At 61.5% G+C, this 24,486-nt stretch carries 23 protein-coding genes; 9 read left to right on the plus strand and 14 right to left on the minus strand.

All coding sequences use genetic code 11. The features are described 5' to 3' along the window. Positions 1-22: 22 nt before the first annotated feature. The 4 genes from Q0908_RS16695 to cobU all read right to left on the minus strand — a co-directional run bounded on the left by Q0908_RS16695 (position 23) and on the right by cobU (position 3,465). Entirely contained in the window at positions 23-1,534 is a 1,512-nt protein-coding gene (locus tag Q0908_RS16695) for a YifB family Mg chelatase-like AAA ATPase (protein ID WP_299287131.1), read from the minus strand. 114 nt (positions 1,535-1,648) lie between these two features. Further along, positions 1,649-2,326: a glutathione S-transferase gene (locus Q0908_RS16700; RefSeq protein ID WP_299287134.1), complete on the minus strand. Its 678-nt coding sequence runs from the start codon at positions 2,324-2,326 to the stop codon at positions 1,649-1,651. 60 nt (positions 2,327-2,386) lie between these two features. Beyond that, on the minus strand, positions 2,387-2,959 hold the full coding sequence (locus Q0908_RS16705; protein ID WP_299287137.1) for a histidine phosphatase family protein: 573 nt from the start codon (positions 2,957-2,959) through the stop codon (positions 2,387-2,389). Further along, positions 2,956-3,465, minus strand: a complete 510-nt coding sequence (gene cobU / locus Q0908_RS16710) for a bifunctional adenosylcobinamide kinase/adenosylcobinamide-phosphate guanylyltransferase (protein WP_366869381.1) — start codon at positions 3,463-3,465, stop codon at positions 2,956-2,958. The genes Q0908_RS16705 and cobU overlap by 4 nt, the downstream gene beginning before the upstream one ends. A 103-nt stretch (positions 3,466-3,568) precedes the next feature. On the opposite strand from cobU, the gene Q0908_RS16715 reads away from it, so the two are divergent. The 6 genes from Q0908_RS16715 to Q0908_RS16740 all read left to right on the plus strand — a co-directional run bounded on the left by Q0908_RS16715 (position 3,569) and on the right by Q0908_RS16740 (position 10,126). Then, positions 3,569-4,447 carry an RNA polymerase factor sigma-32 gene (locus Q0908_RS16715; RefSeq protein ID WP_299287143.1) on the plus strand — a complete coding sequence of 293 codons (879 nt, stop codon included), beginning with the start codon at positions 3,569-3,571 and terminating at the stop codon, positions 4,445-4,447. Then, complete coding sequence (locus tag Q0908_RS16720) at positions 4,444-5,223, plus strand: ChaN family lipoprotein (protein ID WP_299287144.1); 780 nt, start codon at positions 4,444-4,446, stop codon at positions 5,221-5,223. The genes Q0908_RS16715 and Q0908_RS16720 overlap by 4 nt, the downstream gene beginning before the upstream one ends. Before the next feature lie 116 nt (positions 5,224-5,339). Further along, complete coding sequence (coaBC, locus tag Q0908_RS16725; protein WP_299287146.1) at positions 5,340-6,533, plus strand: bifunctional phosphopantothenoylcysteine decarboxylase/phosphopantothenate--cysteine ligase CoaBC; 1,194 nt, start codon at positions 5,340-5,342, stop codon at positions 6,531-6,533. Positions 6,534-6,585: 52 nt separating this feature from the next. Further along, positions 6,586-7,047: a dUTP diphosphatase gene (gene dut / locus Q0908_RS16730; RefSeq protein WP_299287149.1), complete on the plus strand. Its 462-nt coding sequence runs from the start codon at positions 6,586-6,588 to the stop codon at positions 7,045-7,047. Then, complete coding sequence (locus Q0908_RS16735) at positions 7,047-8,114, plus strand: HesA/MoeB/ThiF family protein (RefSeq protein ID WP_299287152.1); 1,068 nt, start codon at positions 7,047-7,049, stop codon at positions 8,112-8,114. Before dut ends, Q0908_RS16735 begins: the two co-directional genes overlap by 1 nt. After that, the gene (locus Q0908_RS16740; RefSeq protein WP_299287154.1) at positions 8,114-10,126 is read left to right on the plus strand and encodes a M3 family metallopeptidase; all 2,013 of its coding nucleotides are present in this window, start codon (positions 8,114-8,116) and stop codon (positions 10,124-10,126) included. The genes Q0908_RS16735 and Q0908_RS16740 overlap by 1 nt, the downstream gene beginning before the upstream one ends. 19 nt (positions 10,127-10,145) lie before the next feature. On the opposite strand, the gene Q0908_RS16745 is transcribed toward Q0908_RS16740, so the two are convergent. The 7 genes from Q0908_RS16745 to Q0908_RS16775 form a co-directional block, all read right to left on the minus strand. Beyond that, positions 10,146-10,523, minus strand: coding sequence for a hypothetical protein (locus tag Q0908_RS16745; protein ID WP_366869385.1), 378 nt, complete (start codon positions 10,521-10,523; stop codon positions 10,146-10,148). Between the two features lie 109 nt (positions 10,524-10,632). Beyond that, complete coding sequence (locus Q0908_RS16750) at positions 10,633-11,565, minus strand: glyoxylate/hydroxypyruvate reductase A (RefSeq protein WP_299287157.1); 933 nt, start codon at positions 11,563-11,565, stop codon at positions 10,633-10,635. A gap of 30 nt (positions 11,566-11,595) precedes the next feature. Next, positions 11,596-12,735, minus strand: a complete 1,140-nt coding sequence (gene rodA, locus Q0908_RS16755; protein WP_299287160.1) for a rod shape-determining protein RodA — start codon at positions 12,733-12,735, stop codon at positions 11,596-11,598. Then, a complete protein-coding gene (gene mrdA, locus Q0908_RS16760; protein WP_299287162.1) occupies positions 12,732-14,675 on the minus strand; it encodes a penicillin-binding protein 2 in 1,944 nt (647 codons plus the stop codon). The genes rodA and mrdA overlap by 4 nt, the downstream gene beginning before the upstream one ends. Further along, the gene (locus Q0908_RS16765; RefSeq protein ID WP_299287165.1) at positions 14,672-15,211 is read right to left on the minus strand and encodes a rod shape-determining protein MreD; all 540 of its coding nucleotides are present in this window, start codon (positions 15,209-15,211) and stop codon (positions 14,672-14,674) included. Before Q0908_RS16765 ends, mrdA begins: the two co-directional genes overlap by 4 nt. Further along, positions 15,208-16,092: a rod shape-determining protein MreC gene (gene mreC / locus Q0908_RS16770; RefSeq protein WP_299287168.1), complete on the minus strand. Its 885-nt coding sequence runs from the start codon at positions 16,090-16,092 to the stop codon at positions 15,208-15,210. The genes Q0908_RS16765 and mreC overlap by 4 nt, the downstream gene beginning before the upstream one ends. A gap of 94 nt (positions 16,093-16,186) precedes the next feature. After that, positions 16,187-17,233 (minus strand): rod shape-determining protein, encoded by a 1,047-nt coding sequence (locus tag Q0908_RS16775; protein WP_299152195.1) that lies wholly within the window; start codon positions 17,231-17,233, stop codon positions 16,187-16,189. A gap of 272 nt (positions 17,234-17,505) precedes the next feature. Between Q0908_RS16775 and Q0908_RS16780 the strand changes: the two genes are divergently transcribed. After that, entirely contained in the window at positions 17,506-18,099 is a 594-nt protein-coding gene (locus tag Q0908_RS16780) for a YceI family protein (RefSeq protein ID WP_299287171.1), read from the plus strand. Between the two features lie 69 nt (positions 18,100-18,168). Here the strand turns inward: Q0908_RS16780 and Q0908_RS16785 are convergent, their stop codons facing one another. Continuing rightward, positions 18,169-19,725, minus strand: a complete 1,557-nt coding sequence (locus tag Q0908_RS16785) for a 2-isopropylmalate synthase (protein ID WP_299287174.1) — start codon at positions 19,723-19,725, stop codon at positions 18,169-18,171. Between the two features lie 300 nt (positions 19,726-20,025). Here Q0908_RS16785 and Q0908_RS16790 point away from each other — a divergent pair, with 300 nt between their 5' ends. Both Q0908_RS16790 and Q0908_RS16795 read left to right on the plus strand, forming a co-directional pair. Continuing rightward, positions 20,026-20,688 carry an SDR family NAD(P)-dependent oxidoreductase gene (locus Q0908_RS16790; protein ID WP_299287177.1) on the plus strand — a complete coding sequence of 221 codons (663 nt, stop codon included), beginning with the start codon at positions 20,026-20,028 and terminating at the stop codon, positions 20,686-20,688. Beyond that, on the plus strand, positions 20,685-22,211 hold the full coding sequence (locus Q0908_RS16795; RefSeq protein WP_299287180.1) for a cryptochrome/photolyase family protein: 1,527 nt from the start codon (positions 20,685-20,687) through the stop codon (positions 22,209-22,211). Before Q0908_RS16790 ends, Q0908_RS16795 begins: the two co-directional genes overlap by 4 nt. Before the next feature lie 39 nt (positions 22,212-22,250). Here Q0908_RS16795 and Q0908_RS16800 read toward each other — a convergent pair whose 3' ends face one another. Both Q0908_RS16800 and Q0908_RS16805 read right to left on the minus strand, forming a co-directional pair. Continuing rightward, positions 22,251-22,940 (minus strand): hypothetical protein, encoded by a 690-nt coding sequence (locus tag Q0908_RS16800; RefSeq protein ID WP_299287183.1) that lies wholly within the window; start codon positions 22,938-22,940, stop codon positions 22,251-22,253. A gap of 5 nt (positions 22,941-22,945) precedes the next feature. After that, positions 22,946-24,343 carry a 2-isopropylmalate synthase gene (locus tag Q0908_RS16805; protein ID WP_299287186.1) on the minus strand — a complete coding sequence of 466 codons (1,398 nt, stop codon included), beginning with the start codon at positions 24,341-24,343 and terminating at the stop codon, positions 22,946-22,948. Between the last annotated feature and the right edge of the window lie 143 nt (positions 24,344-24,486).

Raw genomic sequence — 24,486 nt, forward strand, 5'->3', positions numbered from 1 at the left:
CTGTAACAGGTCCGACCAGACGTCAGACCGGTGCAAGTGCGCCAACCCGGTAGCTGACAGCCTCGGCGATATGGGGTTTGCGCACATGCGTGGCCCCGTCGAGGTCCGCGATGGTGCGCGCGACCCGCAGCACCCGGTGGTAGCCGCGTGCGGATAATCCGAACCTGTCGGCCACCCGTGTCAGCAAGGCGCGCCCGTCCTCGTCCGGTGAGGCATGCTCGTCAAGCGCCGCCCCGGACAGGTCCGCGTTGCACTGCCCCGTGGTGTTGCCAAACCGCGTGGCCTGCACCGCGCGCGCCTCTGCGACACGTGCCGCGACGCTGGCGGAGCTGTCCCCCGAGGCGGGCAGGTCAAGGTCGCTGTAACAGACCGGGGGCACGTCGACGCGCAGATCAAACCGGTCCATCAGAGGGCCAGATATTCGGCCCATATAGTCGTCGCCGCATGCCGGCGCGCGCGCGCAGGCCCGCGCCGCATCGCTGAGATAACCGCATTTGCACGGGTTCGCGGCGGCCACCAACATGAACCGGCAGGGATATTTGATGTGATTGTTGGCGCGCGCGATCATCACTTCGCCTGTTTCAATGGGTTGGCGCAGCGTTTCGAGGACCGTGCGCGGGAACTCGGGGAATTCGTCCATGAACAGCACACCGTTGTGCGCCAGGGACGCTTCGCCCGGTTTGGCCCCTCGCCCGCCCCCGATGATGGCGGCCATCGAGGCGGTGTGGTGGGGTTCGCGAAACGGACGGTCCATCGAAATGCCACCCGCGTCCAACAGCCCGGCAAGCGAATGGATCATTGATGTCTCGAGCGCCTCCATCGCCGAAAGCGGTGGCAGGATGCCGGGTAGGCGCGCGGCCAGCATGGATTTGCCAGAGCCCGGCGTGCCCACCATCAGCAAGTGGTGTCGCCCTGCCGCGGCCACTTCGAGGGCGCGTTTGGCGCGTTCCTGTCCTTTGACGTCGGCCAGATCGGGGACGCCCGTGCCACGTGCAACATGGCCTGCCTTGGCGGGTTCCAGCGGCACTTGTCCGGTATAGTGACGGATCACGTCGCCAAGCGATTTGGCCGCGATCACTTTGGTCGCGTCCACCCATGCCGCTTCGGAGCCGGACCCGGCCGGGCACAGCAACCCGCGATCCTGTTCAGCGGCGGCCATCGCGGCGGGCAAAGCGCCCACGACCGGGACAAGCGTTCCATCAAGGGACAGCTCGCCGAGGGCCACGGTGCCTTCGACAGTGTCTTCGGGCAGAATCCCCAGGGCGGCCAGCATAGCCAGCGCAATCGGCAGGTCGAAATGCGAGCCCTCTTTAGGCAGATCGGCGGGGGACAGGTTGATGGTGATCCGTTTGGACGGCAGCGCGATGGACATCGCCGTCAGCGCGGTGCGCACCCGGTCGCGCGCTTCGGACACGGCCTTGTCCGGCAGGCCAACGATGGAAAACGCAGGCATGCCGGGGGTGAGCGCGCACTGCACTTCAACTTCGCGCGCCTCGACCCCTTGGAATGCAACCGTGTAGGCGCGTGCGACCATATCCTTGCCCTTTGCAGATGGTTCTTGGTTAAGGGCTACCGGGGGGTGGTTTAGGATTGGTTAACGCTTGGCTGCGCGCGTTGGACTTTGAGTATTTTTGGAACAATGAAAGGATCAGCTGGGCCAATCCGCAGTCTTGGTGCCCATGTCGTAAGGAAATGGGTCATATTTGGTTTTCAGCCCCTCAGCGCGCCATGCCTTGAAGGCCGCGTCATTGATCGTCGCCGTGCAATAGGCGCGCGCCGCCTCGCTGACGGGCAGATCATAGCCGACGATCCGCGCGCAGACTGGCGCGTAGAATACATCCGCCAGCGAGTAGGTCCCGAACAGCCACGGCCCCTCGGATTTGAAGGTGGCGGCGTGTGCCCACAGGGTTTCGAGCCGGGTGAGGTCCGCCTTGACCGCATCGGATACTGCAAAGCCCACATTGACGTGCTGCAATTGCATGGGGCAGGCGGTGCGCAACGCTTGAAATCCGCCCACCATCTCGGCGCAGAGCCAGCGGGCGGTGGCACGCGCACGGGCATCTTCGGGCCACATCCCGATACCCGGGTGGTCTTCGGCAAGCGTTTCGGCCATCGCGAGGCTTTCGCCAACAACTGTGCCATCTGGTGTGCGTATGGTGGGCACCAGTCGCGCCGGAGCCAATGAGGCCATGTCGTCCGCCATTGTCCCGCCATAAAGCCCGATCATGTGGACCCGGTGGCTGATGTTGAAATTCTCCATCATCAGCCAGCCCCGCAAGGACCAGCTCGAAAATGTGCGATCGCCGATATAAAGGTCATATGTCATGGCGCAGACGCTAAACCGTACATTTGTTATCAGGCCAACGCTGTTTTGTGTGGGCTGTTATCACGGACAGTGATTGATGACCGCCGCTTGCCCCGACGAGGGATGCAAGGTCGTCACTGACAGGTTGTCGATCTTTTGACCCAGGACCTCGTAGGCGGACTTGCCGAGCACCGCCTGCACTTGCGTCAGGATCACCCCGAAATGGGCCACCGCGATGATATGCGCATGGGGGTGGGCCGCTTCGATCCGCCTTACGGCCATGGCCACCCGCGCGGCCGATACGTTCCAGCTTTCGCCGCCGGGGGGCACGTGATCGCCGGGTGTTTCCCAATATGCCCGGCTGAGGGTTGGGTGTCTGTCCGCCACATCCGAGAAATGGACTCCGTCCCATGTGCCAAAGTGGAATTCCCGCAGCGCCGGGTCATCGGCCAGCCGCGTGCGACTGCCTTGCAGCGCGCTGGCGGTCTCAATGGATCGCTTGAGATCGGAGGAAATGACCAAGGCATCCGCGGGCAAGTGATCTGACAGCCGCGCAATCGCGGCCTGATCGGACAGGTCCGCGTCAACATCCCGCCATCCTGTGAAGGATTTTTGATGTGTCGGCCCGTGGCGCACCCAATGCCATGTGGTCATCGGGCCGTTCCTTTGAGTGTGCGGGGCAGGCCCGCAACCACATGTATGACGCACTCCGATTGGGCGGCGAGGGTGATGTTCAGCCGTCCTTGGGCCTCGCGAAACCTGCGCGCCAGTGCGTTGTCCGGCACGATGCCCTGACCCACCTCATTGCTCACAACGACCACGGGGGCGGCGCAGGCTGCGAGTGCCGCCAGCAGATCGGTCTGGGCCTGCGCAACATCCTGTTCGTCGAGCATCACATTGGTCAGCCACATGGTCGCGCAATCCAGCAAGACAGCCTGCGACGGGGTTGCCCGCCCGAGAGGGCCAGCCACGTCAATCGGGGCATCAATTGTCTGCCATTCGGGGCCTCGACGGGCGCGATGCAGATTTACTTTGGCCTCTACCTCGTCATCCCAGACTCGTGCTGTTGCTAGATAAACAGGTGTTAAGTCACTGTTAATAATTATATTTTCAGCTATCTGCGATTTGCCGGAGGCCGCACCGCCTAGTACAAACGTCATCGCTGGCAACATTTATTCGTCTTTCCGGTGAACCGTTTCCCAAGTTCGTGCGTAGTAATTGTAAGTGCGCAAAACAAGACCAACCATTCAGGGGGATGATGATATGCCATTGGACAACGTTCGGGACATGTCACTTTCGCGCATTGCGATGAAAGCGGAACTACTTGATGCAGAGACTGAGTTGCGTCTTGCCTATGCCTGGCGTGACGAACGGGACGAGGCCGCGCTGCATCGCCTGATCACAGCCTATATGCGGCTTGCCATCTCGATGGCGTCCAAATTCAAGCGCTACGGCGCGCCGATGAACGACCTGATCCAAGAGGCGGGTCTGGGTCTGATGAAGGCCGCTGACAAGTTTGACCCCGATCGCGGCGTGCGCTTTTCAACATATGCAGTGTGGTGGATCAAGGCGTCCATTCAGGACTATGTGATGCGCAATTGGTCAATGGTGCGCACCGGGTCCACATCCTCGCAAAAGTCGCTGTTTTTCAACATGCGTCGGGTTCAGGCCCGCTTGGAACGCGAAAGCGCGTCGGCAGGTGAAACCCTTGATCGTCACCAGCTCCGCCAGATGATCTCGACCGAGATTGGCGTGCCCCTGCATGATGTGGAGATGATGGAGGGGCGTCTGTCCGGCTCCGACTACTCCCTCAACGCCACCCAGTCCGTGGATGAGGAGGGGCGCGAGTGGATTGATGCGCTGGAAGATGACAGCGCGCAGGCCGCCGAAACGGTCGAACATGCCCATGACACTGAGCAATTGCGAGAATGGTTGTTGTCGGCCATGGCGGCGTTGAACGAGCGTGAGCGGTTCATCGTGCGCGAACGCAAGCTGCGCGATGCCCCGAGGACACTAGAGAGCCTGGGCCAGGAACTCAGCCTGTCCAAAGAGCGTGTCCGCCAGCTTGAAGCTGCTGCATTCGGCAAGATGCGCAAATCGCTTGAGCATCAGAGCCGCGAGGTCCACCATTTCCTCGCATGAGGTATGTGGTCACTCTGATTTTGGTACTGATGGGTCTGCCCGGTTGGGCGGACCTTTATAATGCCGATGTGATTATCATTGGCGAAGCCCACGACAACCCCGCCCACCACAGAACACAGGCCGATATTGTGGCCGAGGTGAAGCCCGCCGCCTTGGTTTTCGAAATGCTGACCGAGGCGCAAGCGGCCCGCCACGTGGCAGGTGCAGACCTTCAGACCTTGGCCGATGCGTTTGATTGGGAGGCGAGTGGGTGGCCTGATTTCGAAATGTACTATCCAATTTTTAGGGCGGCCCCGCAGGCACGTGTGTTCGGGGCCGGTGTGCCGCGTGCTGCTGCACGGCAGGCGATGACGGATGGGGTGGCAGCGGCCTTTGGCATTGGGGCGGGAACCTATGGGTTGACCACGGCCCTTGACCCCGACGCCCAAGCGACGCGCGAGGCCCTGCAAATGGCGGCCCATTGCGACGCACTGCCTGCGGATATGCTGCCTGCCATGGTGGACATTCAACGGCTGCGCGACGCGCAACTTGCCAAGATGGCGGTGCGTGCCTTTGATCTGACCGGCGGGCCGGTGGTGGTGATCACCGGCAACGGGCATGCGCGCACGGATTGGGGCGTGCCGGTCTATCTTGCCCGCGCCCCCGTCACGCTGTCCGTGCTGAGCATCGGGCAGGGCGAAGACCGTGTGCCGCCCGCCGGAACCTTCGATCTGATCAAGGACGCGCCGGGCGCGGTTCGCTCAGACCCCTGCGCGGCATTTCAGACATCGGACTGATTGCCCGTTCATTTCTGACCTAAAGTGCTCCGGCCTGCTCCCGAATGCAGCGGGGCTGGTTCTTGGCCAAGGCGCGGCCTATGGTCGGGCGATCTGAACGACCGGAGCCACGGCCCATGCTGCAAGACAAACGCATATTGTTGATCCTGACGGGGGGGATCGCGGCCTATAAGGGGCTCGACCTGATCCGTCGATTGCGCGAACGCGGCGCGCAGGTCACGCCGGTTCTGACCCGCGCCGCCGAGCAATTCGTGACCCCCCTGTCGGTGTCGGCCCTCGCCGGGCACAAGGTCTATCGCGACCTGTTTGACCTGACAGATGAGGCCGAGATGGGGCATATCCAGTTGTCCCGATCCGCGGACCTGATCCTTGTCGCGCCAGCAACGGCGGATATCATGGCCAAGATGGCGCAAGGACGGGCGGACGATCTGGCCTCGACCCTGTTGCTGGCGACGGACACGCCTGTGATGGTTGCCCCGGCGATGAATGTGCGCATGTGGGATCACGCCGCCACACAGCGCAACCTGGCGCAGATCAAACAGGATGGGGTCAGCGTTATCGGCCCCAATGACGGGGACATGGCCTGTGGCGAATTCGGGCCGGGCCGTATGTCCGAACCGCTTGAGATCGTCGCGGCGGTCGCGGCGCATTTCGGACCACGCCCTTTGAGTGGTAAGCGCATTGTCGTCACCTCCGGGCCAACTCACGAACCAATTGACCCTGTGCGCTATATCGCGAACCGGTCCTCTGGCGCGCAAGGCACCGCCTTGGCGCAGGCGTTGGTGGATTTGGGGGCCGAGGTGGTCTTTGTCACCGGTCCTGCTGAGGTGTCGCCGCCCCGTGGCGCGCATGTGGTGTCTGTTCAAACGGCGGCAGAGATGATGGCGGCGGTGGAAACCGCGTTGCCAGCGGATGCGGCTGTCTTTGCCGCCGCCGTCGCGGATTGGCGGGTCCGGGGTGCAAGTGCGCGCAAGTTGAAGAAACAGGCGGGTGATTTGCCAACGCTGAGCTTTGCCGAAAACCCAGATATCCTTGCCCATGTCGCCCAATTGGACAGCGGGCGGCCCGGGCTGGTTGTCGGCTTTGCGGCTGAAACGGATGATGTGATCGACAATGCGACAGCCAAGCGTCTGCGCAAGGGGTGCGACTGGATCGTGGCCAATGATGTCTCTCCCGAAACCGGCATCATGGGGGGGACCGAGAACGCGATTACGCTGATCACGGATGCAGGGGCGGAAACATGGCCGCGCATGTCCAAGACGGATGTGTCGGCCCAATTGGCGCAACGGATCGCGAATGCGCTGACCTGAACCGATTTGTCGGTGGTCAGGTGGGAATTTGAGTTTATTTGGCAAGATGAAGATGGATCAGATTGCACTGAAACTGATGCGGGTCGCGGGGTCGGACCCGGCAATCGAGTTGCCCGCCTACGCGACCTTTGGCGCAGCGGGGGCGGACCTGCGCGCGAATTTTCCGGACCGGGCAGGTTTTGTGCTTGATCCCAAAGCGCGGGCCTTGATTCCCACGGGGCTTGCCATGGCAATTCCGCATGGGTTTGAGGTTCAGGTGCGGCCCCGATCCGGCCTGGCCCTGAAACATGGGATCGCATTGGTCAACAGCCCCGGCACCATCGACAGCGACTATCGCGGCGAGGTTGGGGTGATCGTTCTGAACACGTCGGATTTGCCCTTTGAAGTGACCCATGGCATGCGCATTGCGCAGATGGTGATCGCACCCGTTGTGCAGGCCGACTTCCAGATCGTCGATGCGCTCGAGGACACAGCGCGCGGCGCGGGCGGCTTTGGTTCGACGGGGCGCAGCTGATGCTTTTGGTCTTTGCCTTGGCCGTGATGCTGTGGGGGTTCGGGGCCGCAATGCGGGTGCGCCGTCGGGCCCGATGGACGATGATCGCCCTTCTTTACGTTGTGGTGCTGGCCTTGCAGGTTGCGCTGCCGCCGTTTCATCCGGTGCGCATGGCAACGGGGGAAAGCCCTGCATTCTGGCTGATCCTTGGTGGGTTTGCGCTGATCGTGCTGGCCTATCGGATGGGGTTGCGCTGGTTGAGCGGGCGGGCACAGCCCGTGTCTGCTGCTGCCGCCCCGCAAGGAGACCCCGGCACGTTCAGTGATACGGAATTGAACCGCTATGCCCGCCACATCGTCCTGCGCGAAGTCGGCGGACCGGGGCAGAAGGCACTGCGCGACGCGTCAGTTCTGGTGATCGGGGCCGGTGGGCTTGGCTCGCCCGTGCTGCAATATCTGGCTGCTGCCGGTGTCGGAACCATTGGCGTGATTGACGATGACGTGGTCGAAAACGCTAACCTCCAGCGGCAGGTCATTCATACGGACGCCCATATCGGGATGCCCAAGGTTTTTTCAGCACAGGCGTTGATGGAAGCCCAAAACCCCTTTGTCACTGTGCGCCCCTACCACCGCCGCCTTGATGCCGATATCGCGGACGATCTGATTGCCGACTATGATCTGGTGATCGACGGAACCGACAATTTCGACACCCGCTATCTGGTGAATGCCGCCGCTTTTCGCGCGGGTGTGCCACTGATTTCAGGCGCGTTGACACAGTGGGAAGGGCAGGTCAGCGTATTCGATCCGGCCCACGGCGCGCCTTGCTATGCGTGCATCTTCCCAACACCGCCCGCGCCCGAACTGGCCCCAAGCTGTGCTGAGGCGGGCGTGATTGGCCCCCTGCCGGGCGTGGTGGGGTCGATGATGGCCGTCGAGGCGATCAAGATCATCACAGGTGCAGGCACCCCGTTGCGCGGTGAAATGGTCATTTACGACGCGCTGTATGGTGAAAGTCGCAAGATCGCCCTGACCTGCAACCCTGCATGCAAGACATGCGCCCCTCATACCCCTCCAAAGGAGACGACATAATGACCAACGTGCTTTTGCAAGACTGGGATACGGCGTTTCAGATCGTCCCCTTTGACCGGATTTCGGACGAGGATTTTGCGCCTGCTTTGGACATCGCTCTGGCCAATCACAGGGCCGAGATTGACGCCATTGCAGGCAATGCCGCGGCCCCTGATTTTGCCAACACGATCGAGGCGCTTGAGGCTGTGGGCCGGGATTTGGACAAGGTTTTGGGCACATTCTACACGGTTGCGGGCGCAGACAGTAACCCCGCGCGCGAGGCGTTGCAGCGTGATTTCTCGCCCAAGCTGGCGGCGCATTTTGCCGAGGTTTCAGGGAACAAGGCGCTGTTTGCCCGTGTGGCGGCGGTCTATGAGGCGCGCGACAGTCTTGACCTGACGCCCGAAAAGGCGCGGGTTTTGATGCTGAACCATCGCGGGTTCGTCCGCTCGGGTGCTGCGCTTGATGGTGCCGAAGAGGCGCGGATGAAAGTGATCAAGGGACGGTTGGCTGAATTGGGCACGTCCTTCACCCAAAACCTGCTGAAAGACGAGCGCGATTGGTTCATGGAACTGAGCGAAGGCGATCTGGCGGGCCTGCCTGATTTCGTGGTCAGCACCGCGCGGGCTGCGGGCACCGAAAAGGGGGTTGATGGCCCCGTTGTGACGCTGTCGCGTTCACTCATCGTGCCGTTCCTGCAGTTTTCAACCCGTCGGGACCTGCGCGAGATTGCGTACAAGGCGTGGACCGCGCGTGGCGCGAATGGGGGCGAGACGGACAACCGTGCGATTGCTGCCGAAATACTGGCGCTGCGCGAGGAACGGGCCAAACTGCTCGGCTACGAAAGTTTCGCCGCCTACAAGTTGGAAACCGAAATGGCCAAAAACCCCGAGGCGGTGCGTGATTTGCTGATGGCCGTGTGGGAACCGGCCAAGGCGCAGGCGGATGCGGACGCCTGGGCGCTCGAGCAGATGATGCAGGCGGACGGCGTCAACGGCCCGCTCGCGCCTTGGGATTGGCGCTTTTATTCGGAGCGTCGCCGCAAGGAGTTGCACGATCTGGATGAGGCTGAGGTCAAGCCGTACTTCCAACTGGATCGCATGATCGAGGCATCCTTTTCCTGCGCCTCTCGATTGTTCGGGCTCGCGTTCAGGCCGCTCGACATTCCGCTCTATCACGAGGATTGCCGTGCTTGGGAAGTGACCCGGGACGGCCAACATGTCGCTGTGTTTATTGGGGACTACTTTGCGCGCGGATCCAAGCGGTCGGGTGCATGGTGTTCGGCGATGCGGGCACAGGCAAAATTCCCCGAAGTACAGGCCCCGGTTGTCATCAACGTGTGCAACTTTGCCAAGGGCGATCCGGCGTTGTTGTCATACGACGATGCGCGCACGCTGTTTCACGAATTTGGCCACGCGCTGCATCAGATGTTGTCGAATGTGACTTACGAGTCGGTCAGTGGTACGTCTGTGGCGCGCGATTTCGTTGAACTACCGAGCCAGCTTTATGAGCACTGGCTGGACGTGCCCGAAGTGCTGCGCGAGTTCGCGGTCCATGCTCAAACAGGTGAGGCGATACCGCAGACATTGCTGGACAATGTCTTGGCCGCCGCAACTTACGACATGGGCTTTCAGACGGTCGAATACGTGGCCTCTGCGATGGTCGATCTGGCGTTTCATGATGGAGATGCACCGGCTGATCCGATGGCCAAACAGGCGGAGGTGCTGGCCGATCTGGGGATGCCTGACGCGATCGGGATGCGCCATGCCACCCCGCACTTTGCCCATGTCTTTGCAGGCGACGGGTATTCCTCGGGCTACTACAGTTACATGTGGTCCGAGGTGATGGATGCGGATGCGTTTGCCGCCTTTGAAGACGCAAATGGCCCGTTCGATGAGGAACGGGCCAAGGCACTCGAAACGCACATCCTCAGTACTGGGGGGAGTGTGGATGCCGCGGAACTTTATACCGCATTTCGAGGGCGTCTGCCTGGGGTCGAGGCACTGCTGAAAGGGAGGGGGTTGGCGGCCTGACGGCCACCAGCCTTAATGCCTATTCGGCAGGTTGGGCCACGGCTGCGGTGGTGTTTGCGCTATGCGCGCTGACAACAACCAGAACGGTCGCACCGAGCACCCAGAAGTAGAGGGCGTCGAGCCCCACGAACCCGAACAGGAACGGCGCGGCGACGAAAGTGGCCCCCACAACCGCATCAACGGCCAGATGGAATTTGTAGGACAGAACTGGCAGCAGCCCTGTTTCGTGATCGGTGAGAGCCGTGAGGACGAGGGCTGCAAGCCCTGTGACAACCGACAGGGCAAACGCCCAGGCGTTTGTCATCCCGACGCCCAGAACAAAGGGCATGACGATCAGGCCAAGGGCCACGGGATAGTCGATATAGGCGTGCATTCTTTGGGTCATGAAGCGGAACATCAGGGGATTTCCTTATCCTTGAGGGTGGTGGGCGTGACTGCCTTATGACCAGCACTTAGGGTGGGGAACCGCTTGGTACAAAACAACTGGGCGTGAGCGTTCTGTAACGTTAATATCCAGCGTCGCGGTCGACGAGATGTAGGAAGCGCTCGTCCGCTTCGCCGCGTCGGATGTTCTCTGCCACGGTCTTGGCCGAATAGGCCGCGCGGGTTTCCGAGGCAATGTGCGGCGTGACCGTGACCTGTGGATGCGCCCAATAGGGATCATCGGCGGGCAGTGGTTCAACACGGAACACATCCAGCGTGGCGTGATCAATGTGCCCGGAGTCCAGTGCCGCGCGCAGGGCCGCATCGTCGATCAACGGCCCGCGTCCGGGGTTCAGAATGCGCGCGCCCTTGGGCATCAACGCAAGCGTGCGCGCATTGATCGTGTTTTCAGTCTCGGGCGTTTTGGGCAACAGCAGCACACAGTAATCTGCGCGCGCCAAGGCGGCATCCAATCCTTCGGCACCGGACAGGCAGGTGATCCCGTCGATCTGCTTTTGCGATCTGCTCCACCCGGCCACATCGAACCCCAATGCGCTGAGTGCCCGTGCGCAGGCCGCCCCCAACTCGCCCAGCCCCAAAACGCTGACCCGTGTGTCAAATGCCAGCGGTGGCGCTTGTGGGGCCCAGGTGCCCGGGGCGGCCCCGATATGCGCATCCATGCCCAGATGCAGCCGCAGGATGTGCCCTGTGACCCATTCCACCATCCCCTGCGTCAGCGCCGGATCAACCATGCGGCACAGGGGCAGGCGCAAGGTGGGGTTGCCTACAATCGCCTCAACCCCGGCCCAAAGGTTCAGCACCGCCTTGGCGCGGGTATAGGGTGTGAAATCCTGCAGCTCGGAGTTCGGGGCGTAGACGATATAGTCGACCTGATCGGGGGTGATATCAGTCGCGATATGGGCGTCGATGCCTGCGGCGGAGACGGCGTTGCGCAGGGGTGCTTCATACTCTGCCCACCGATTTTCAGTGGCCGCGAAAAGGACGTTGACGGTCATGGGCAAGGAACTCCGAAAAGGGGGGCGTGTTTAGCGGGGGCGATGCACATGGGCGCTTTGCGCCAGGCCAAAGGCCAGCATCAGGACCAGCATCGCCGACCCACCATAGCTGACCAGCGGCAGCGGCACCCCAACCACAGGGGCCAGTCCCATGACCATCGACATGTTCACCGCAAAGAACAAAAAGAAGTTGAGCGCGATCCCAAGCGTCAGCAGGGAGGAAAACCGATCCTTGTTCGCCAGCGCTGAGGCCACGCAGAACACGATGATCAGCGTATAGAGCGCCAGCAGGGAAAAGGCGCCGATGAACCCGAATTCCTCGGCCAGTGTGGTAAAGATAAAGTCGGTATGCTTTTCAGGCAGAAAGTTCAGTCGCGATTGCGTGCCTTGCATGAACCCCCGTCCGGTCCACCCCCCGGACCCAAGCGCAATCTTGGATTGGGTAATGTGATAGCCGGCGCCAAGCGGATCCGAGGACGGGTCCAGAAACGTGTCGATCCGGCGGTATTGATAGTCCTTGAGCAGTTGCCAGCTTTCGCCCCGTGACTGAAACACGGTAGTCACAAGCCCGACCCCGGCTGCGATAACGGCAGCGAAATAGGCCCAGTGCACTCCGGCCAGAAACATCAGCCCGCCCCCCGCAGCCAGCAAAAGAATCGAGGTGCCAAGATCGGGTTGGCGCAGCACAAGGGCCGTCGGAATCAGGATCAGGATGACAGGCAGCAACACCCAGATGGGCCGCGATTTGCGATGTATCGGTAGCCAATCGTAGTAGGCGGCAAGCATCAGCACCAGCGTGACTTTCATCAACTCGGACGGTTGCAGACGCATGAACCCCAGATCAATCCAGCGCTGCGCCCCCATCCCGACCGAGCCAAAGAACTCGACCGCCAGCAGCAGCGCCAGCGAGGCCAGATAGGCGACACTCGCCATGTTGCGCCAGAACCACGCGGGCACCATGGCCACCATCATCATCAATGCGAAACCGACGGCAAACCGCTTCATTTGCGGCTCGGCCCAGGGCGAGAATGATCCCCCCGCCACGGAGTAGAGCATAAGGAACCCGACGCCCGCCACGGCGCTCAGTAGCACCGCGAGCGGCCAGTTTACGTACAGAATCTTGCGCAGCCCTGTCGGGACATACTTGGTGTTATACTCAAGATAGCTCATGCCTGATCCTTGCCTGTCACATTGGCAAGCGGCTCAATCCCGCGCAGCACGCGCTGTTGTTCCTTAATGCGATCACGATCCTTGGTTGGATAGGCTTCGAGCGAGGGTTCACCCCCCGAAAGGGCCTGCAAGGTCACATCGCGCGCAATCGGCGCGGCAGCCTTGGATCCGCCGCCGCCGTGTTCCACCACCACGGCTACCGCGTATTTCGGATTGTCGTAGGGCGCAAAGTTCACAAACAGTGCGTGATCGCGCCGTTCCCACGGCAGGTCTTCGTTGCGGATCACGCCTGCGCGCCGTTCGGCCGCGGTGATGTTGCGCACCTGACTCGTACCTGTCTTGCCCGCCATGCGCATGGCGTCGTCGATGATCCGGCTGCCATAGGCCGTGCCGCGACGGTCGTTGACGACCTCGAACATGGCCCGTCGCATCTTGCGCAGGTTGTTTTCATTCATCCCCATGCTGACGCCGCCGCCCGAAGGCTGTTCGATCCCGTCGATGGATTTGATCAGGCGCGGGGTCACGGTGTTGCCAGAGGCCAGACGCGCGGCCATGACAGCCAGCTGCAAAGGCGAGGCCAGCATGTACCCCTGCCCGATGGAGGCGTTGACTGTGTCCCCGATCACCCAATCCTGTCCGTGTGTGCTGGCCTTCCACGCCTTGGTGGGCGTCAGCCCCTGCGCCACGGCAGACATGGGCACATCATGGCGTTCCCCAAGCCCGAACCGGTTGGCCATGGCCGTGATCTTTTCAATGCCGACCTTCAGGGCGAGGTCGTAATAGTAAACGTCGCAGGATTGCTTGAGCGAGTTTTGCAGATCGACCCAGCCATGCCCCGCCCGTTTCCAGCAGTGGAACCGGCGGCCCGCGACCTCAAGGTGCCCCGGGCAATAGACTGTCTCGTCCGGCCCGATCAGCCCTTCCTCAAGGGCTGCCATGGCCGTGATCATCTTGAAGGTTGAGCCGGGTGGGTAGGTGCCTTGGACCGATTTGGAGGCAAGCGGGCGATACTTGTTTTCGGTCAGCGCGCTGTAATCGGCCGTCGATATGCCGCGCACGAACAGGTTGGGATCAAAAGTGGGCGCGGATGCAATCGACAGCAGGTCACCGCTTGTCACATCCATGATCACAGCGGACGCGCTTTCGCCGTTCAGCCGCGCCTGTACATAGCTTTGCAGCTTGGAATCGATGGTAAGTTGCAGGTCGGATCCGGCGGTGCCTTCGCGTCGGTCAAGTTCACGCATGACACGGCCTGTGGCATTCACTTCTACCCGTTTGGCCCCGCCCTTGCCGCGCAGCGGCCCTTCGGCTTTCGCCTCGACCCCGACCTTGCCGATCTGAAAGCGGGGGATGCGCAGCAATTGGTCCGGGTCTTCGAGCTTGTCGAGGTCGTAGTCGCTGACTGGTCCGACATAGCCCAGCACATGCGCATAGTCTGATCCGAACGGGTAGACGCGGCTGAGGCCTACTTCGGGAGTGACACCCGGCAGGGCAGGCGCGTTGACGCTCACCCGGCTAAGGTCGTCCCATGTGACCTCATCCGCAAAGGTGATCGGCAGGAACGGGGCCGAGCGTTTCATCTCGGCCATCGCCCGCTCGACCTCGTCCTCGTCGAGGGGGACAATCTTGCCAAGGCGGCTGACGACCTCTTCGACGTCGCCTGCATCCTCGCGCACAATGACGATCCGATAGCTGGGCACATTGCGCGCCAGCGCAACGCCGTTACGATCAAAGATTTCGCCGCGTGCAGGTGGGATAATGCGGATGTTGATCCGGTTTTCCTCGGCCAGCAAGCGGAACTGGTCGGCCTGATCGACTTGCAGGAACTGCATCCGCGCGCCCAATGCCCCAACAAAGGCCAGTTGCACGCCGCCCAGAATGGCGGCGCGGCGCGAGATCAGTTTGTGGTTGGCCTCAACATCAATGCGGGGACGTTTCATGAGCGCACCCCCTGGCCACCGACATCATTGGGCGTGGCCTTGCGCACCCCCATCACCAGATGTGTGATTGCAACAACCAGCGGATAGGCCATTACCGTCACCGCGGTCTGGATCACGTCCAGTCCGAAGGGTGGGACATTGACCAACAAGATTGCGAGGATGATCCGATAGGCAAGGCCCACCCCCACAATCCACGCTGCCACCGATACCATCTCGGCGGCAAAGGTTGAATCGCGCAGGGCCCGCGATTGCAGTTTGACCTGTTCACAGGCGATCAGGGCCAGCAGCGCCCACAGCCCCGGCGGACGCTGCAACAGCAGATCGGCCAGCAGGAAGGCCAGCGCCAGCAAGACCGTCGGCACATATTCGGGACGCCGCACCGACCATGCCAGCGCAAAGGCCAACAGCAGGTCGGGCCAGATCAACCCACCAGCGGAGGTCTGCAAAGGCAGCAGATGAAAGAACAGGATCGACAGCACCAGAGCCGCAAAGGCCGCGCGCATTGTCCACAGGCGAGAGGGGGCGAGGTCGCTCATTCCGCCACCTCCGGTGCCAGCAAAGCGGCAGGTTGCAGCACGTCGTTGGTGTCCGACACCGGCTCGTTCCCGTAATGGCGCAGCACCCGCAGAAATTCGAGCCTTTCGTAGTCTGCCGCTAGTCGCACACGCAGGCGCCCACCCGGATCAGCGGCGACTTGGCCAATCAGCAACCCGGCGGGAAAGACCCCCCCATCACCGCTGGTCACCACCCGGTCGCCGGGGCGCACAAGTTCGCGGTTTTCCAAGAAATCCAGCGGCGGCGCAGCAGAGTTGTCGCCCGCCACAATCGCTTTCTGCCCGGAAGGCTGAATGATCGCAGGAATACGGCTGGACGCATCGGTTGCAAGGATCACCCGCGCCGTGTTCTGCGCCACCCCCGAAATACGACCGACAAGGCCGATCCCGTCCATGGTCGCCCAGCCTTCGACAATCCCGTCGCGTGCGCCGACGTTCAGCAGGACCGACTGACGGAATGGCGATCCGGAATCGGCCAGCACAACGCCGGTGATATAGGTGAGACGCGGATCGAGCCGGACATTGTTCAGATCAAGCAGCCGGGCGTTTTCCTGTTCAAGTTGCAGTGCGGCCTCTTTCCACGCCTGCATCTGGCGCAATTCACGGCGCAGCTCGGTGTTTTGCTCCGCTATCCGTCGATAGCTTTGGAAATCGCGGGCCAGATTGATGGTGCCGGTGATCGGTGCCATCGCCCAGTCCATATTGGGCACGATGGTGTCCGTCACCTGGGCGCGGAACCGCTCGACCCGAGGGCTGTCAATGCGCCAGAGCAGGAAGATACCGGCCAGCACCAACACCAGCACAGCCAGAACAAGCCGCCTGAGCGGGCCTGCATAATCGACTTGTGCGCGGTCCTTGGCCAAGGCGGCTTCACCTCACTTTGGGTCACGTTGCGGGATGGTCCGACATTTGCCCCTGCGGGGCAAGTCAACACTTTGTTCCGGGGATCAGGCGGGCTTAGCTGTCGTAGTCAATCGCGTGACGCAGTTGTTTTTCGTATTCAAGCGCTTTGCCGGTGCCAAGCGCCACGCAGTTCAGCGACTCGTCTGCAATGGACACGGCAAGGCCGGTTTGCTCGCGCAAGGCCAGATCAAGGTCGCCAAGCAGTGCGCCACCGCCGGTCAGCATCACGCCGCGATCCACAATGTCGGCCGCCAGATCGGGTGGTGTGGTTTCAAGGGCCGTCATCACCGCTTCGCAGATTTGCTGGACGGGTTCGGCCAGGGCCTCGGCGATCTGGGCCTGGGTCACTTCGATTTCCTTCGGGACACCATTCAGCAGGTCACGCCCCCGGATCTGCATTGAGGTGCCGCGCCCGTCATCGGGCATCCGCGCTGTGCCAATAGAGGTCTTGATCCGCTCGGCTGTGGTTTCGCCTACCAGCAGGTTTTGTTGGCGGCGCAGGTAGGAAATGATCGCCTCGTCCATGCGGTCGCCCCCGACACGGACGGAGCGGGCGTAAACGATGTCGCCAAGGGACAGAACGGCCACTTCGGTTGTCCCGCCGCCGATGTCGACAACCATGTTGCCGGTGGGGTCCGTGATCGGCATGCCCGCGCCAATGGCCGCGGCAATGGGTTCGGCGATTAAGCCCGCGCGGCGTGCGCCTGCGGACAGAACCGACTGGCGAATGGCGCGCTTTTCTACCGGGGTCGCACCGTGGGGTACACAGACGATGATCTTGGGCTTGGAAAAGGTCGAGCGTTTGTGGACCTTGCGGATGAAGTGCTTGATCATCTCTTCGGCGGTGTCGAAGTCGGCGATGACCCCTTCGCGCATGGGGCGGATCGCCTCGATTGAGCCGGGAGTGCGGCCCAGCATCAGCTTGGCGTCTTCGCCCACGGCCAGCACTTTCTTGACACCATCCTTGATGTGGTAGGCGACGACAGAGGGTTCAGACAAGACAACGCCCTTGCCCTTGACGTAGACCAGCGTGTTGGCGGTGCCGAGATCAATCGCCATGTCGGATGAAAAAAGCCCACCCAGATTTCCGAATACTGACATTCTGCCCACCTAGCCCGCGCCTGACCTCAACAAGATCCGGCCCAAAATGAAATTGGGTCCGCGACTCGATATGAGGCGCAGACCGACCGCCTTATAGGCCCGCCTGTGCAGGGGCGAAAGGCCCCAATCGGCGTGAAAGTGGCGAGGTTTTGCCGCATGTCGCAAGGATGTGAAAAAACTTTCGGACCACTTCGAATAAAATTCAGACACGAGTTGTTAATCAGGTTCGGATCGCGCCGTGGTCGCGGCGTTTGGATTTTTCGGAGGATGATATGTTTTTCAAGCAGATTGCAGCAGTGGGGCTCGGTCTTGCGCTGAGTGTGAGTGTCGCGCAGGCCGACACCTGGACGCTGGACGGAGCCGCCTCGAACCTCGCTTTTGGCTCGATCAAGTTCAATGACACGGGCGAGGTCCACAGCTTTGGATCCGTGGACGGCACTGTCGCCGAAGATGGGACCGTGACGCTTGGCATCGATCTGTCATCGGTCGAGACGAATATCGACATCCGTAACGAACGCATGATCGAACATGTGTTCAAGAACGCGCCCCGCGCCGCGATTTCTGCGCAGATCGACATGACGGCGCTGGATGCTATGCCTGTGGGCGACAGCACGGTGATGGAGGTTGAAGGCACGCTCGAGTTGCTTGGCACCGAGATCCCGCTTTATGGCGATATGTTCGTGATGCGCCTGACGGAGGACAAGGTAATGGTCACAACCGACAGCATGATGTTCCTGTCGACGGCCGATGCCGGGATCGAGGCGGGCGTGGACAAGTTGATGGAATTGGCGAGCCTGCCCAACATCGTGCGCACCGTGCCTGTGACCTTGCGTCTGATGTTTGATGCGGACGGCACCAGCGGCTGAGGCTGGGCCGGGCGGACGACACGTCCGCCTTACGGGATGTCAAGCGGGCTGTTGCGCCCGCCTGTGTCGTCAGCTGACGTCCTTGTAGCTGATTTCGGCCTTGTCGCTGCCGGATTTTTCGCGCCGGACCAGCAGGCGATTGAGCGCGTGCACATAAGCCCGCGCCGAGGCCACGACGGTGTCCGTGTCGGCAGATTGGCCGGTCACGATCCGCCCATCTTCCTCCATCCGCACCGATACGGTGGCTTGGGCGTCGGTGCCTTCGGTTACGGCGTGCACTTGATAAAGCTGCAGCCGTGCTTCGTGCGGGAACAGCGCCTTGACCGCGTTGAAGGTTGCATCGACCGGCCCGTCGCCCGTCTGTGTCGTCATCTGCCGCTCGCCATTGATCGTCATCACGAGGTCAGCGACTTGTGGGCCGTCCGTGCCGCAGCGCACGGCCAGTTTTTCGATCTTGAGCCGTTCGTCTTCGGGGTCGGTGCTGGTGCGCATAAGCGCGATCAGATCGTCGTCAAAGATTTCCTTTTTGCGGTCGGCGAGCGCCTTGAAGCGGACAAACACGTCCTTTAGTTGGTTATCGCCCACTTCAAAGCCCAACTGTTCCAGCTTGTCGCGCAAGGCGGCACGGCCCGAATGCTTGCCCATCACGAGGTTGGTGGCCGACAGGCCCACATCCTCGGGGCGCATGATCTCGAAGGTCTCGGCGTTCTTGAGCATCCCGTCCTGGTGGATGCCGGATTCGTGGGCGAAGGCGTTCTTGCCCACGATGGCCTTGTTGAACTGCACCGGAAAGCCGCTGACGGTCGCAACACGGCGCGAGATATTCATGATCTTGGTCGAGTCGATGCCCGTTTGATAAGGCATGATGTCGTTGCGTACCTTCAGCGCCATCACGACCTCTTCCAAGGCCGTGTTGCCTGCGCGTTCACCAAGCCCGTTGATGGTGCATTCGATCTGGCGCGCACCGGCCTCGACGGCGGCGAGGCTGTTGGCGGTCGCCATGCCGAGGTCGTTGTGGCAGTGGGTGGCAAAGATGATCTCGTCCGCGCCGGGCACGTTTTCCAGCAGCTTTCGAATCAAATCCGCGCTTTCGCGTGGGGCAGTGTAGCCGACCGTGTCGGGGATGTTGATCGTGGTCGCCCCCGCCTTGATCGCGATTTCGACCACCCGGTAGAGGTAGTCGAGTTCGGTGCGGGTCGCATCCATCGGCGACCACTGCACATTGTCGCAGAGGTTCCGCGCGTGGGTGACGGTCTGTTCGATCCGCTCGGCCATTTCATCCATGCTGAGGTTGGGGATGGCGCGGTGCAGCGGCGAGGTACCGATGAAAGTGTGGATGCGTGGTTGGCGGGCATGTTTGACCGCCTCAAAGCAGCGGTCGATGTCGCCGATCTGGGCGCGGGCCAGCCCGCAGATCACCGAATTGGTCGCGTTTTTGGCGATGTCCGAGACAGCGTTGAAATCCCCCTCAGAGGCGATGGGAAACCCGGCCTCGATGATGTCGACGCCCATATCATCGAGCAGGCTCGCGATTTCGAGCTTTTCGGTGTGGGTCATCGTGGCACCCGGGGACTGTTCGCCGTCGCGGAGCGTTGTGTCGAAAATTACGACTTTATCTTGTGTCATGGTGGTATCTCTTTTGATCTGATCCTGAAGCCTTTTGACGCGCGAGCGATCCTCTGAGCGGGCGCGCCGACGGGCTGCGCTCAGAGGCGAATTAGGAGCAGTAGGCCACGCGAAATAGCACCGGAAAGATGCAGCGTTTGGATATGCGAGGCTCGTGTCATGGCCCTAATTATATCGCGGCTGTCTCAAATGGGAAGACTGAAATACGAGCGTTGAGGCGCGTGGCTGTCCGGCCCTCCGGGGGCGGTTTTTTGGCGAAATGAAGTTGATGGATCGTGAATGCCATCTAGTTTGGCTTTGATGAGCAGTGTATTGATTATTGGGGCGTCGGGCGGCATTGGCTCCGCTTTGGCAGATGGGTTTGTTGCGCGGGGGTCGCAGGTGGATCGCCTGTCGCGTTCGGCTGACGGGTTTGATGTGACGGATGCCGGGTCGATTGCGCAGCATTTGTCGGGTCGGGGTCCGTATGAGCGCGTGGTCGTTGCGACCGGCGCGTTGGAGATTGGCGGGGCGGCCCCTGAAAAAACCATCAAGGGGTTGGATGCGCGTGCGATGGCCGATCAGTTTGCGCTGAATGCCATCGGGCCTGCCTTGGTGCTATCCCATGCCCATGCGTTGTTGCACCGGGACCGGCCTTGCGTGTTTGCGGTACTGTCGGCCCGTGTCGGGTCGATTGGCGACAATCGAATAGGGGGCTGGATCAGTTATCGCAGTGCCAAAGCGGCGGTGAACCAGATCGTGCGCACTGCATCCATTGAGCTTGCCCGCACGCACAAGGAGGCTGCTGTTGTCGCCCTGCACCCGGGTACTGTGGAAACTCCGTTTACCGAGAAATATCTGAGCCGCCACCCGGCCGTGCCAGCATCCGAGGCCGCACAGAACCTGATTGGTGTGATGGACGGGCTTGGGCCCAGACAGACGGGCAGCTTCTTTGACTATTCCGGTGCGGAGGTGGCGTGGTGAGCCGGTTGATCCTTGTGCTTGGGGACCAGTTGAGTTTGGACGTGGCCGCACTGGCGGCTGCGGACAAGGCGACCGACGTGGTTGTTATGGCCGAGGTCGCCGAGGAGGGCAGTTATGTGCCCCACCACCCCAAGAAAATCGTGCTGGTACTGGCGGCGATGCGCAAATTTGCGGCCCGTTTACGCGATGACGGGTGGCAGGTCGCCTATACCGAGTTGGACGATACCGACAATACCGGGTCTATCGTGGGGGAGTTGATCCGGCGCGCCGATCAGTTTGGGGCCAGCGAAGTGATCGCCACCAAGCCCGGCGAGTTTCGCCTGATTGCCGCGCTTGAGGATGCGCCGTTGTCTTTGACGATGCTGGAGGACGACCGTTTCATCGCGTCCCATGCGATGTTTGAGGGCTGGGCCGAAGGGCGCAAGGCGCTGCGGATGGAGTATTTCTATCGCGAGATGCGCCGCAAGACCGGCCTTCTGATGGAAGGTGATGAGCCTGCGGGTGGCAAGTGGAATTACGACCATGAAAACCGCAAACCGGCACCCAGTGATGTCGCGTTTTCAGGGCCGATGCAATTTACGCCGGATGATGTGGTTGAGGACGTCCTTGATCTGGTGGAGGCCCGCTTTGGCAATCATTTTGGCGATGTGCGCCCGTTCTGGTTTGCCACCGATCAGGGGCAGGCGCGCCGCGCGCTCGCGCATTTTGTGAAATACGGGTTGGCCAAGTTTGGTGACTTTCAGGATGCGATGCTGGCGGACAATCGGTTCCTTTATCACGCGCTGGTATCGCCCTACCTCAACATCGGTCTGCTTGACCCGCTCGAGGTGTGTCGCGCGGTCGAGGACGCGTGGAAAGCCGGCGATGCGCCCATCAACGCGGCCGAAGGGTTCATTCGTCAGGTCATCGGCTGGCGCGAATATGTGCGCGGGATCTACTTTCACGAGGGGCCGGACTATGCGGGCCGTAACGGGTTGGGTCACACCCGCGATCTGCCGGACTTCTTTTGGGGGTCCGAAACCCGGATGCATTGTGTGTCCAAGGCCGTCGAACAGACGGGGGCCGAGGCCTATGCCCACCATATCCAGCGTTTGATGGTCACGGGCAACTTTGCCCTGCTCGCTGGTCTTGATCCGGGGCAGGTGTCCGAGTGGTATCTGGCCGTTTATGCAGATGCGTTTGAATGGGTCGAGGCCCCTAATGTCGTGGGCATGTCGCAATTTGCGGATGGGGGCGTGATCGCCTCAAAACCCTACGTGAGTTCAGGGGCTTACATCAATCGCATGTCGGATTACTGCAAGGGATGTGCCTATAAGGTCAGCGTCAAGACGGGTGAGGGGGCGTGCCCGTTCAACCTGCTCTATTGGCATTTCCTTGACCAGCACCGGGACCGGTTTTCGAACAATGCGCGCATGGGCAACATGTACCGGACGTGGGATCGGATGAGTGATGAGAAACGCGCGACCGTCCTGCAAGAGGCCGATGCGTTTTTGGAACGGATGGAGGCGGGCGAGGTGGTTTAGGCGCTGTTTGCGTGATCTGAACCCCGGCAGGTCTGGTCCCTATGGGTCTTGCGTCACGCAGCTCTCGAAACCTTCGATATCGCGCGTTTCGCTGATTTTGGCGCTGCATGCCGACACCTTCTGCACGCATTCCACATCCAGCTTAGGGAACTGACAGGCCGTCATCGCGGCCAGCAATGCTTGAGAGGCCGCGTCCTCCCACTCGGCCCCGGCAGGTGTGCCGTTCATCGAAATCCCAAGCGCCTGGGCAACGGCCTGTTCAGCCCCGGCCATGGCCCAGGATGTTGTGATCCGGGTGTCGTCTGCCTGCGTGAGTGTCACGGACAGGGTGGGCGCTTCGAGAATGTCATGGAAGGTGCCAAAGGCGGGCGCTTGCCCTTCGCCGTGCCAGAGCCGGTCGCGCATTTGGCGTCCGTTGCTCAGCGCATATTCCACGACCCGGCCCCGTTCGTCGCGGGCCTCGATCAGCTTGGGGTCAGCGCCTTCGGGGGTCAGTGTGGCAATCGCTCCGGTCGTGACCAGATCGGGGGCACCCTCGGGCAACGAGATCAGCACATAGACCCGTCCGACGGGGTTGCGGTAAAGGTGGAGTTGGTAGCCATCCGCGTTGCTGGTGGTCGCTGCGCGTGTGTCATAGCCGTCAAACGGGTCCGTCCATGTCGGCACATAGGTCCAGTCCGCAAAGGCAGGCCCGGCGATCAGGCACAGTATCCAGATCAGGTGCCGCATCACCCTCAGCTTTCGTCGTTGAGCGCGCCGCTCTCCCATTCGCCGGTGGCCTCTTCGCCCGTGGCATAGCGCATGGTGCCGACGCCCTGGCGTTTGCCGTTCTTGAAGGTGCCTTCATAGATGTCGCCATTGGCATAGGTGGCGATGCCTTGGCCGTCGATCTCGCCGCGTTGCCATTGGCCTTCATAGATGAAGCCCGAGGCCATTTCGATTCTGCCGGTGCCATGGCGCTGTCCGGACTCGAACTGGCCCACATAGATGGTGCCGTCCGGGTAGGTGGCGGTGCCCTGACCATGGCGCTGCCCGTCCAGCCAGTTGCCCTCATAGCGGTATCCATCGGCATAGGTCATGACGCCTGTGCCGTGGTTTCGCGCGTTCTTGAACCCGCCCTCGTAGACAACGCCGTTGGGGTAGGTCGCGCGCCCGGTGCCTTCGATTACGCCTGCAACCCAGTCCCCGTCGTAGGTTGAGCCATCGGTATAGGTGATCTTGCCCTTTCCATTGGCCAGATCATCCTCGAACGCCCCTTCATAGACAGCCCCATCGGGGTAGGTGACGCGGCCTGCACCATCAATCTGCCCTTCGGCCCATTGCCCGATATAGGTATAGCCATCGTTGCCGATGAACGTGCCTTGGCCGTGGCGTCGGTCGTCTGCGAATTGCCCTTCGTAGACGTCACCATTGGCGTAGGTGACCCGGCCTTTGCCTTCGCGGCGGCCTTCGACCAGGTTGCCCTCGTAGACGTCGCCATTGGGTTGGGTCAGGGTGCCGGTGCCGTCGATCTGTCCGTCTTTCCACAGGCCGACATAGACAAGGCCATCGGGCATCGTCAGCGTGCCGTTGCCTTCGCGTTTGCCCGCCTCGATCTGCCCGTCATAGACCGCCCCATCCGGGTAGGTGATCACGCCAGTGCCCTGTTTGATCCCATCGATCCAATCGCCTTTGTATTCGTAGCCACCGGGGCTTTGCATCACGCCTTTGCCGTGGTGCTTGGCATTGCGGAACTGTCCCTCATAGCGCACCCCGTTGGCATAAAGAGCCACACCCTCTCCAATGATCGCGCCTGCTTCCCATTCGCCTTCATAGGTGCCGCCATCTGCGAAAGTAATCTTGCCGAACCCGTCAGGTTTGCCCTTTGAGAAGTTGCCCTGATAGACCGAGCCATTGGGAAAGCGTGCGGTGCCTTCGCCCTTGATCTCACCGTCCACCCATTCGCCGGAATATTCATAGCCGTTGGGCAGCCGGTAGGTGCCTTGCCCATGTTGCAGCCCACCGCGAAACGCGCCCTCATAGATACCGCCATCGTCATATTGTTTGGTCTGCACGTTCCCCGATTGGGCCAGCGCCCCGCTGGCGAGGGCTGGAACCAGAACAAGGCCGACGATCAGGCTGCGCAACGACATGGAGTACCCCTTGGAGTTAGGTCAGCTTGCCCACCCATGGCCAAGCCCGCCAAAGCGTAAGACAGGGCGCGGCAGGGGGCAATGGGGTTAACCAAATGGTGTTGGACGGCGCGGGTTGGGTCAGGGTGCGCCCGTCTTGGTCT

It is taken from the genome of uncultured Tateyamaria sp. (assembly GCF_947494755.1).
Classification (GTDB): Bacteria; Pseudomonadota; Alphaproteobacteria; order Rhodobacterales; family Rhodobacteraceae; genus Tateyamaria.

Excerpts from the sequence above, each read along its gene's own strand:
- Q0908_RS16695 (WP_299287131.1), bottom strand. The coding sequence starts at position 1,534 with ATGGTCGCACGCGCCTACACGGTTGCATTCCAAGGGGTCGAGGCGCGC.
- Q0908_RS16700 (WP_299287134.1), bottom strand. The coding sequence starts at position 2,326 with ATGACATATGACCTTTATATCGGCGATCGCACATTTTCGAGCTGGTCC.
- Q0908_RS16705 (WP_299287137.1), bottom strand. The coding sequence starts at position 2,959 with ATGACCACATGGCATTGGGTGCGCCACGGGCCGACACATCAAAAATCC.
- cobU (WP_366869381.1), bottom strand. The coding sequence starts at position 3,465 with ATGACGTTTGTACTAGGCGGTGCGGCCTCCGGCAAATCGCAGATAGCT.
- Q0908_RS16715 (WP_299287143.1), top strand. The coding sequence starts at position 3,569 with ATGCCATTGGACAACGTTCGGGACATGTCACTTTCGCGCATTGCGATG.
- Q0908_RS16720 (WP_299287144.1), top strand. The coding sequence starts at position 4,444 with ATGAGGTATGTGGTCACTCTGATTTTGGTACTGATGGGTCTGCCCGGT.
- coaBC (WP_299287146.1), top strand. The coding sequence starts at position 5,340 with ATGCTGCAAGACAAACGCATATTGTTGATCCTGACGGGGGGGATCGCG.
- dut (WP_299287149.1), top strand. The coding sequence starts at position 6,586 with ATGGATCAGATTGCACTGAAACTGATGCGGGTCGCGGGGTCGGACCCG.
- Q0908_RS16735 (WP_299287152.1), top strand. The coding sequence starts at position 7,047 with ATGCTTTTGGTCTTTGCCTTGGCCGTGATGCTGTGGGGGTTCGGGGCC.
- Q0908_RS16740 (WP_299287154.1), top strand. The coding sequence starts at position 8,114 with ATGACCAACGTGCTTTTGCAAGACTGGGATACGGCGTTTCAGATCGTC.
- Q0908_RS16745 (WP_366869385.1), bottom strand. The coding sequence starts at position 10,523 with ATGTTCCGCTTCATGACCCAAAGAATGCACGCCTATATCGACTATCCC.
- Q0908_RS16750 (WP_299287157.1), bottom strand. The coding sequence starts at position 11,565 with ATGACCGTCAACGTCCTTTTCGCGGCCACTGAAAATCGGTGGGCAGAG.
- rodA (WP_299287160.1), bottom strand. The coding sequence starts at position 12,735 with ATGAGCTATCTTGAGTATAACACCAAGTATGTCCCGACAGGGCTGCGC.
- mrdA (WP_299287162.1), bottom strand. The coding sequence starts at position 14,675 with ATGAAACGTCCCCGCATTGATGTTGAGGCCAACCACAAACTGATCTCG.
- Q0908_RS16765 (WP_299287165.1), bottom strand. The coding sequence starts at position 15,211 with ATGAGCGACCTCGCCCCCTCTCGCCTGTGGACAATGCGCGCGGCCTTT.
- Q0908_RS16775 (WP_299152195.1), bottom strand. The coding sequence starts at position 17,233 with ATGTCAGTATTCGGAAATCTGGGTGGGCTTTTTTCATCCGACATGGCG.
- Q0908_RS16780 (WP_299287171.1), top strand. The coding sequence starts at position 17,506 with ATGTTTTTCAAGCAGATTGCAGCAGTGGGGCTCGGTCTTGCGCTGAGT.
- Q0908_RS16785 (WP_299287174.1), bottom strand. The coding sequence starts at position 19,725 with ATGACACAAGATAAAGTCGTAATTTTCGACACAACGCTCCGCGACGGC.
- Q0908_RS16790 (WP_299287177.1), top strand. The coding sequence starts at position 20,026 with ATGAGCAGTGTATTGATTATTGGGGCGTCGGGCGGCATTGGCTCCGCT.
- Q0908_RS16800 (WP_299287183.1), bottom strand. The coding sequence starts at position 22,940 with ATGCGGCACCTGATCTGGATACTGTGCCTGATCGCCGGGCCTGCCTTT.
- Q0908_RS16805 (WP_299287186.1), bottom strand. The coding sequence starts at position 24,343 with ATGTCGTTGCGCAGCCTGATCGTCGGCCTTGTTCTGGTTCCAGCCCTC.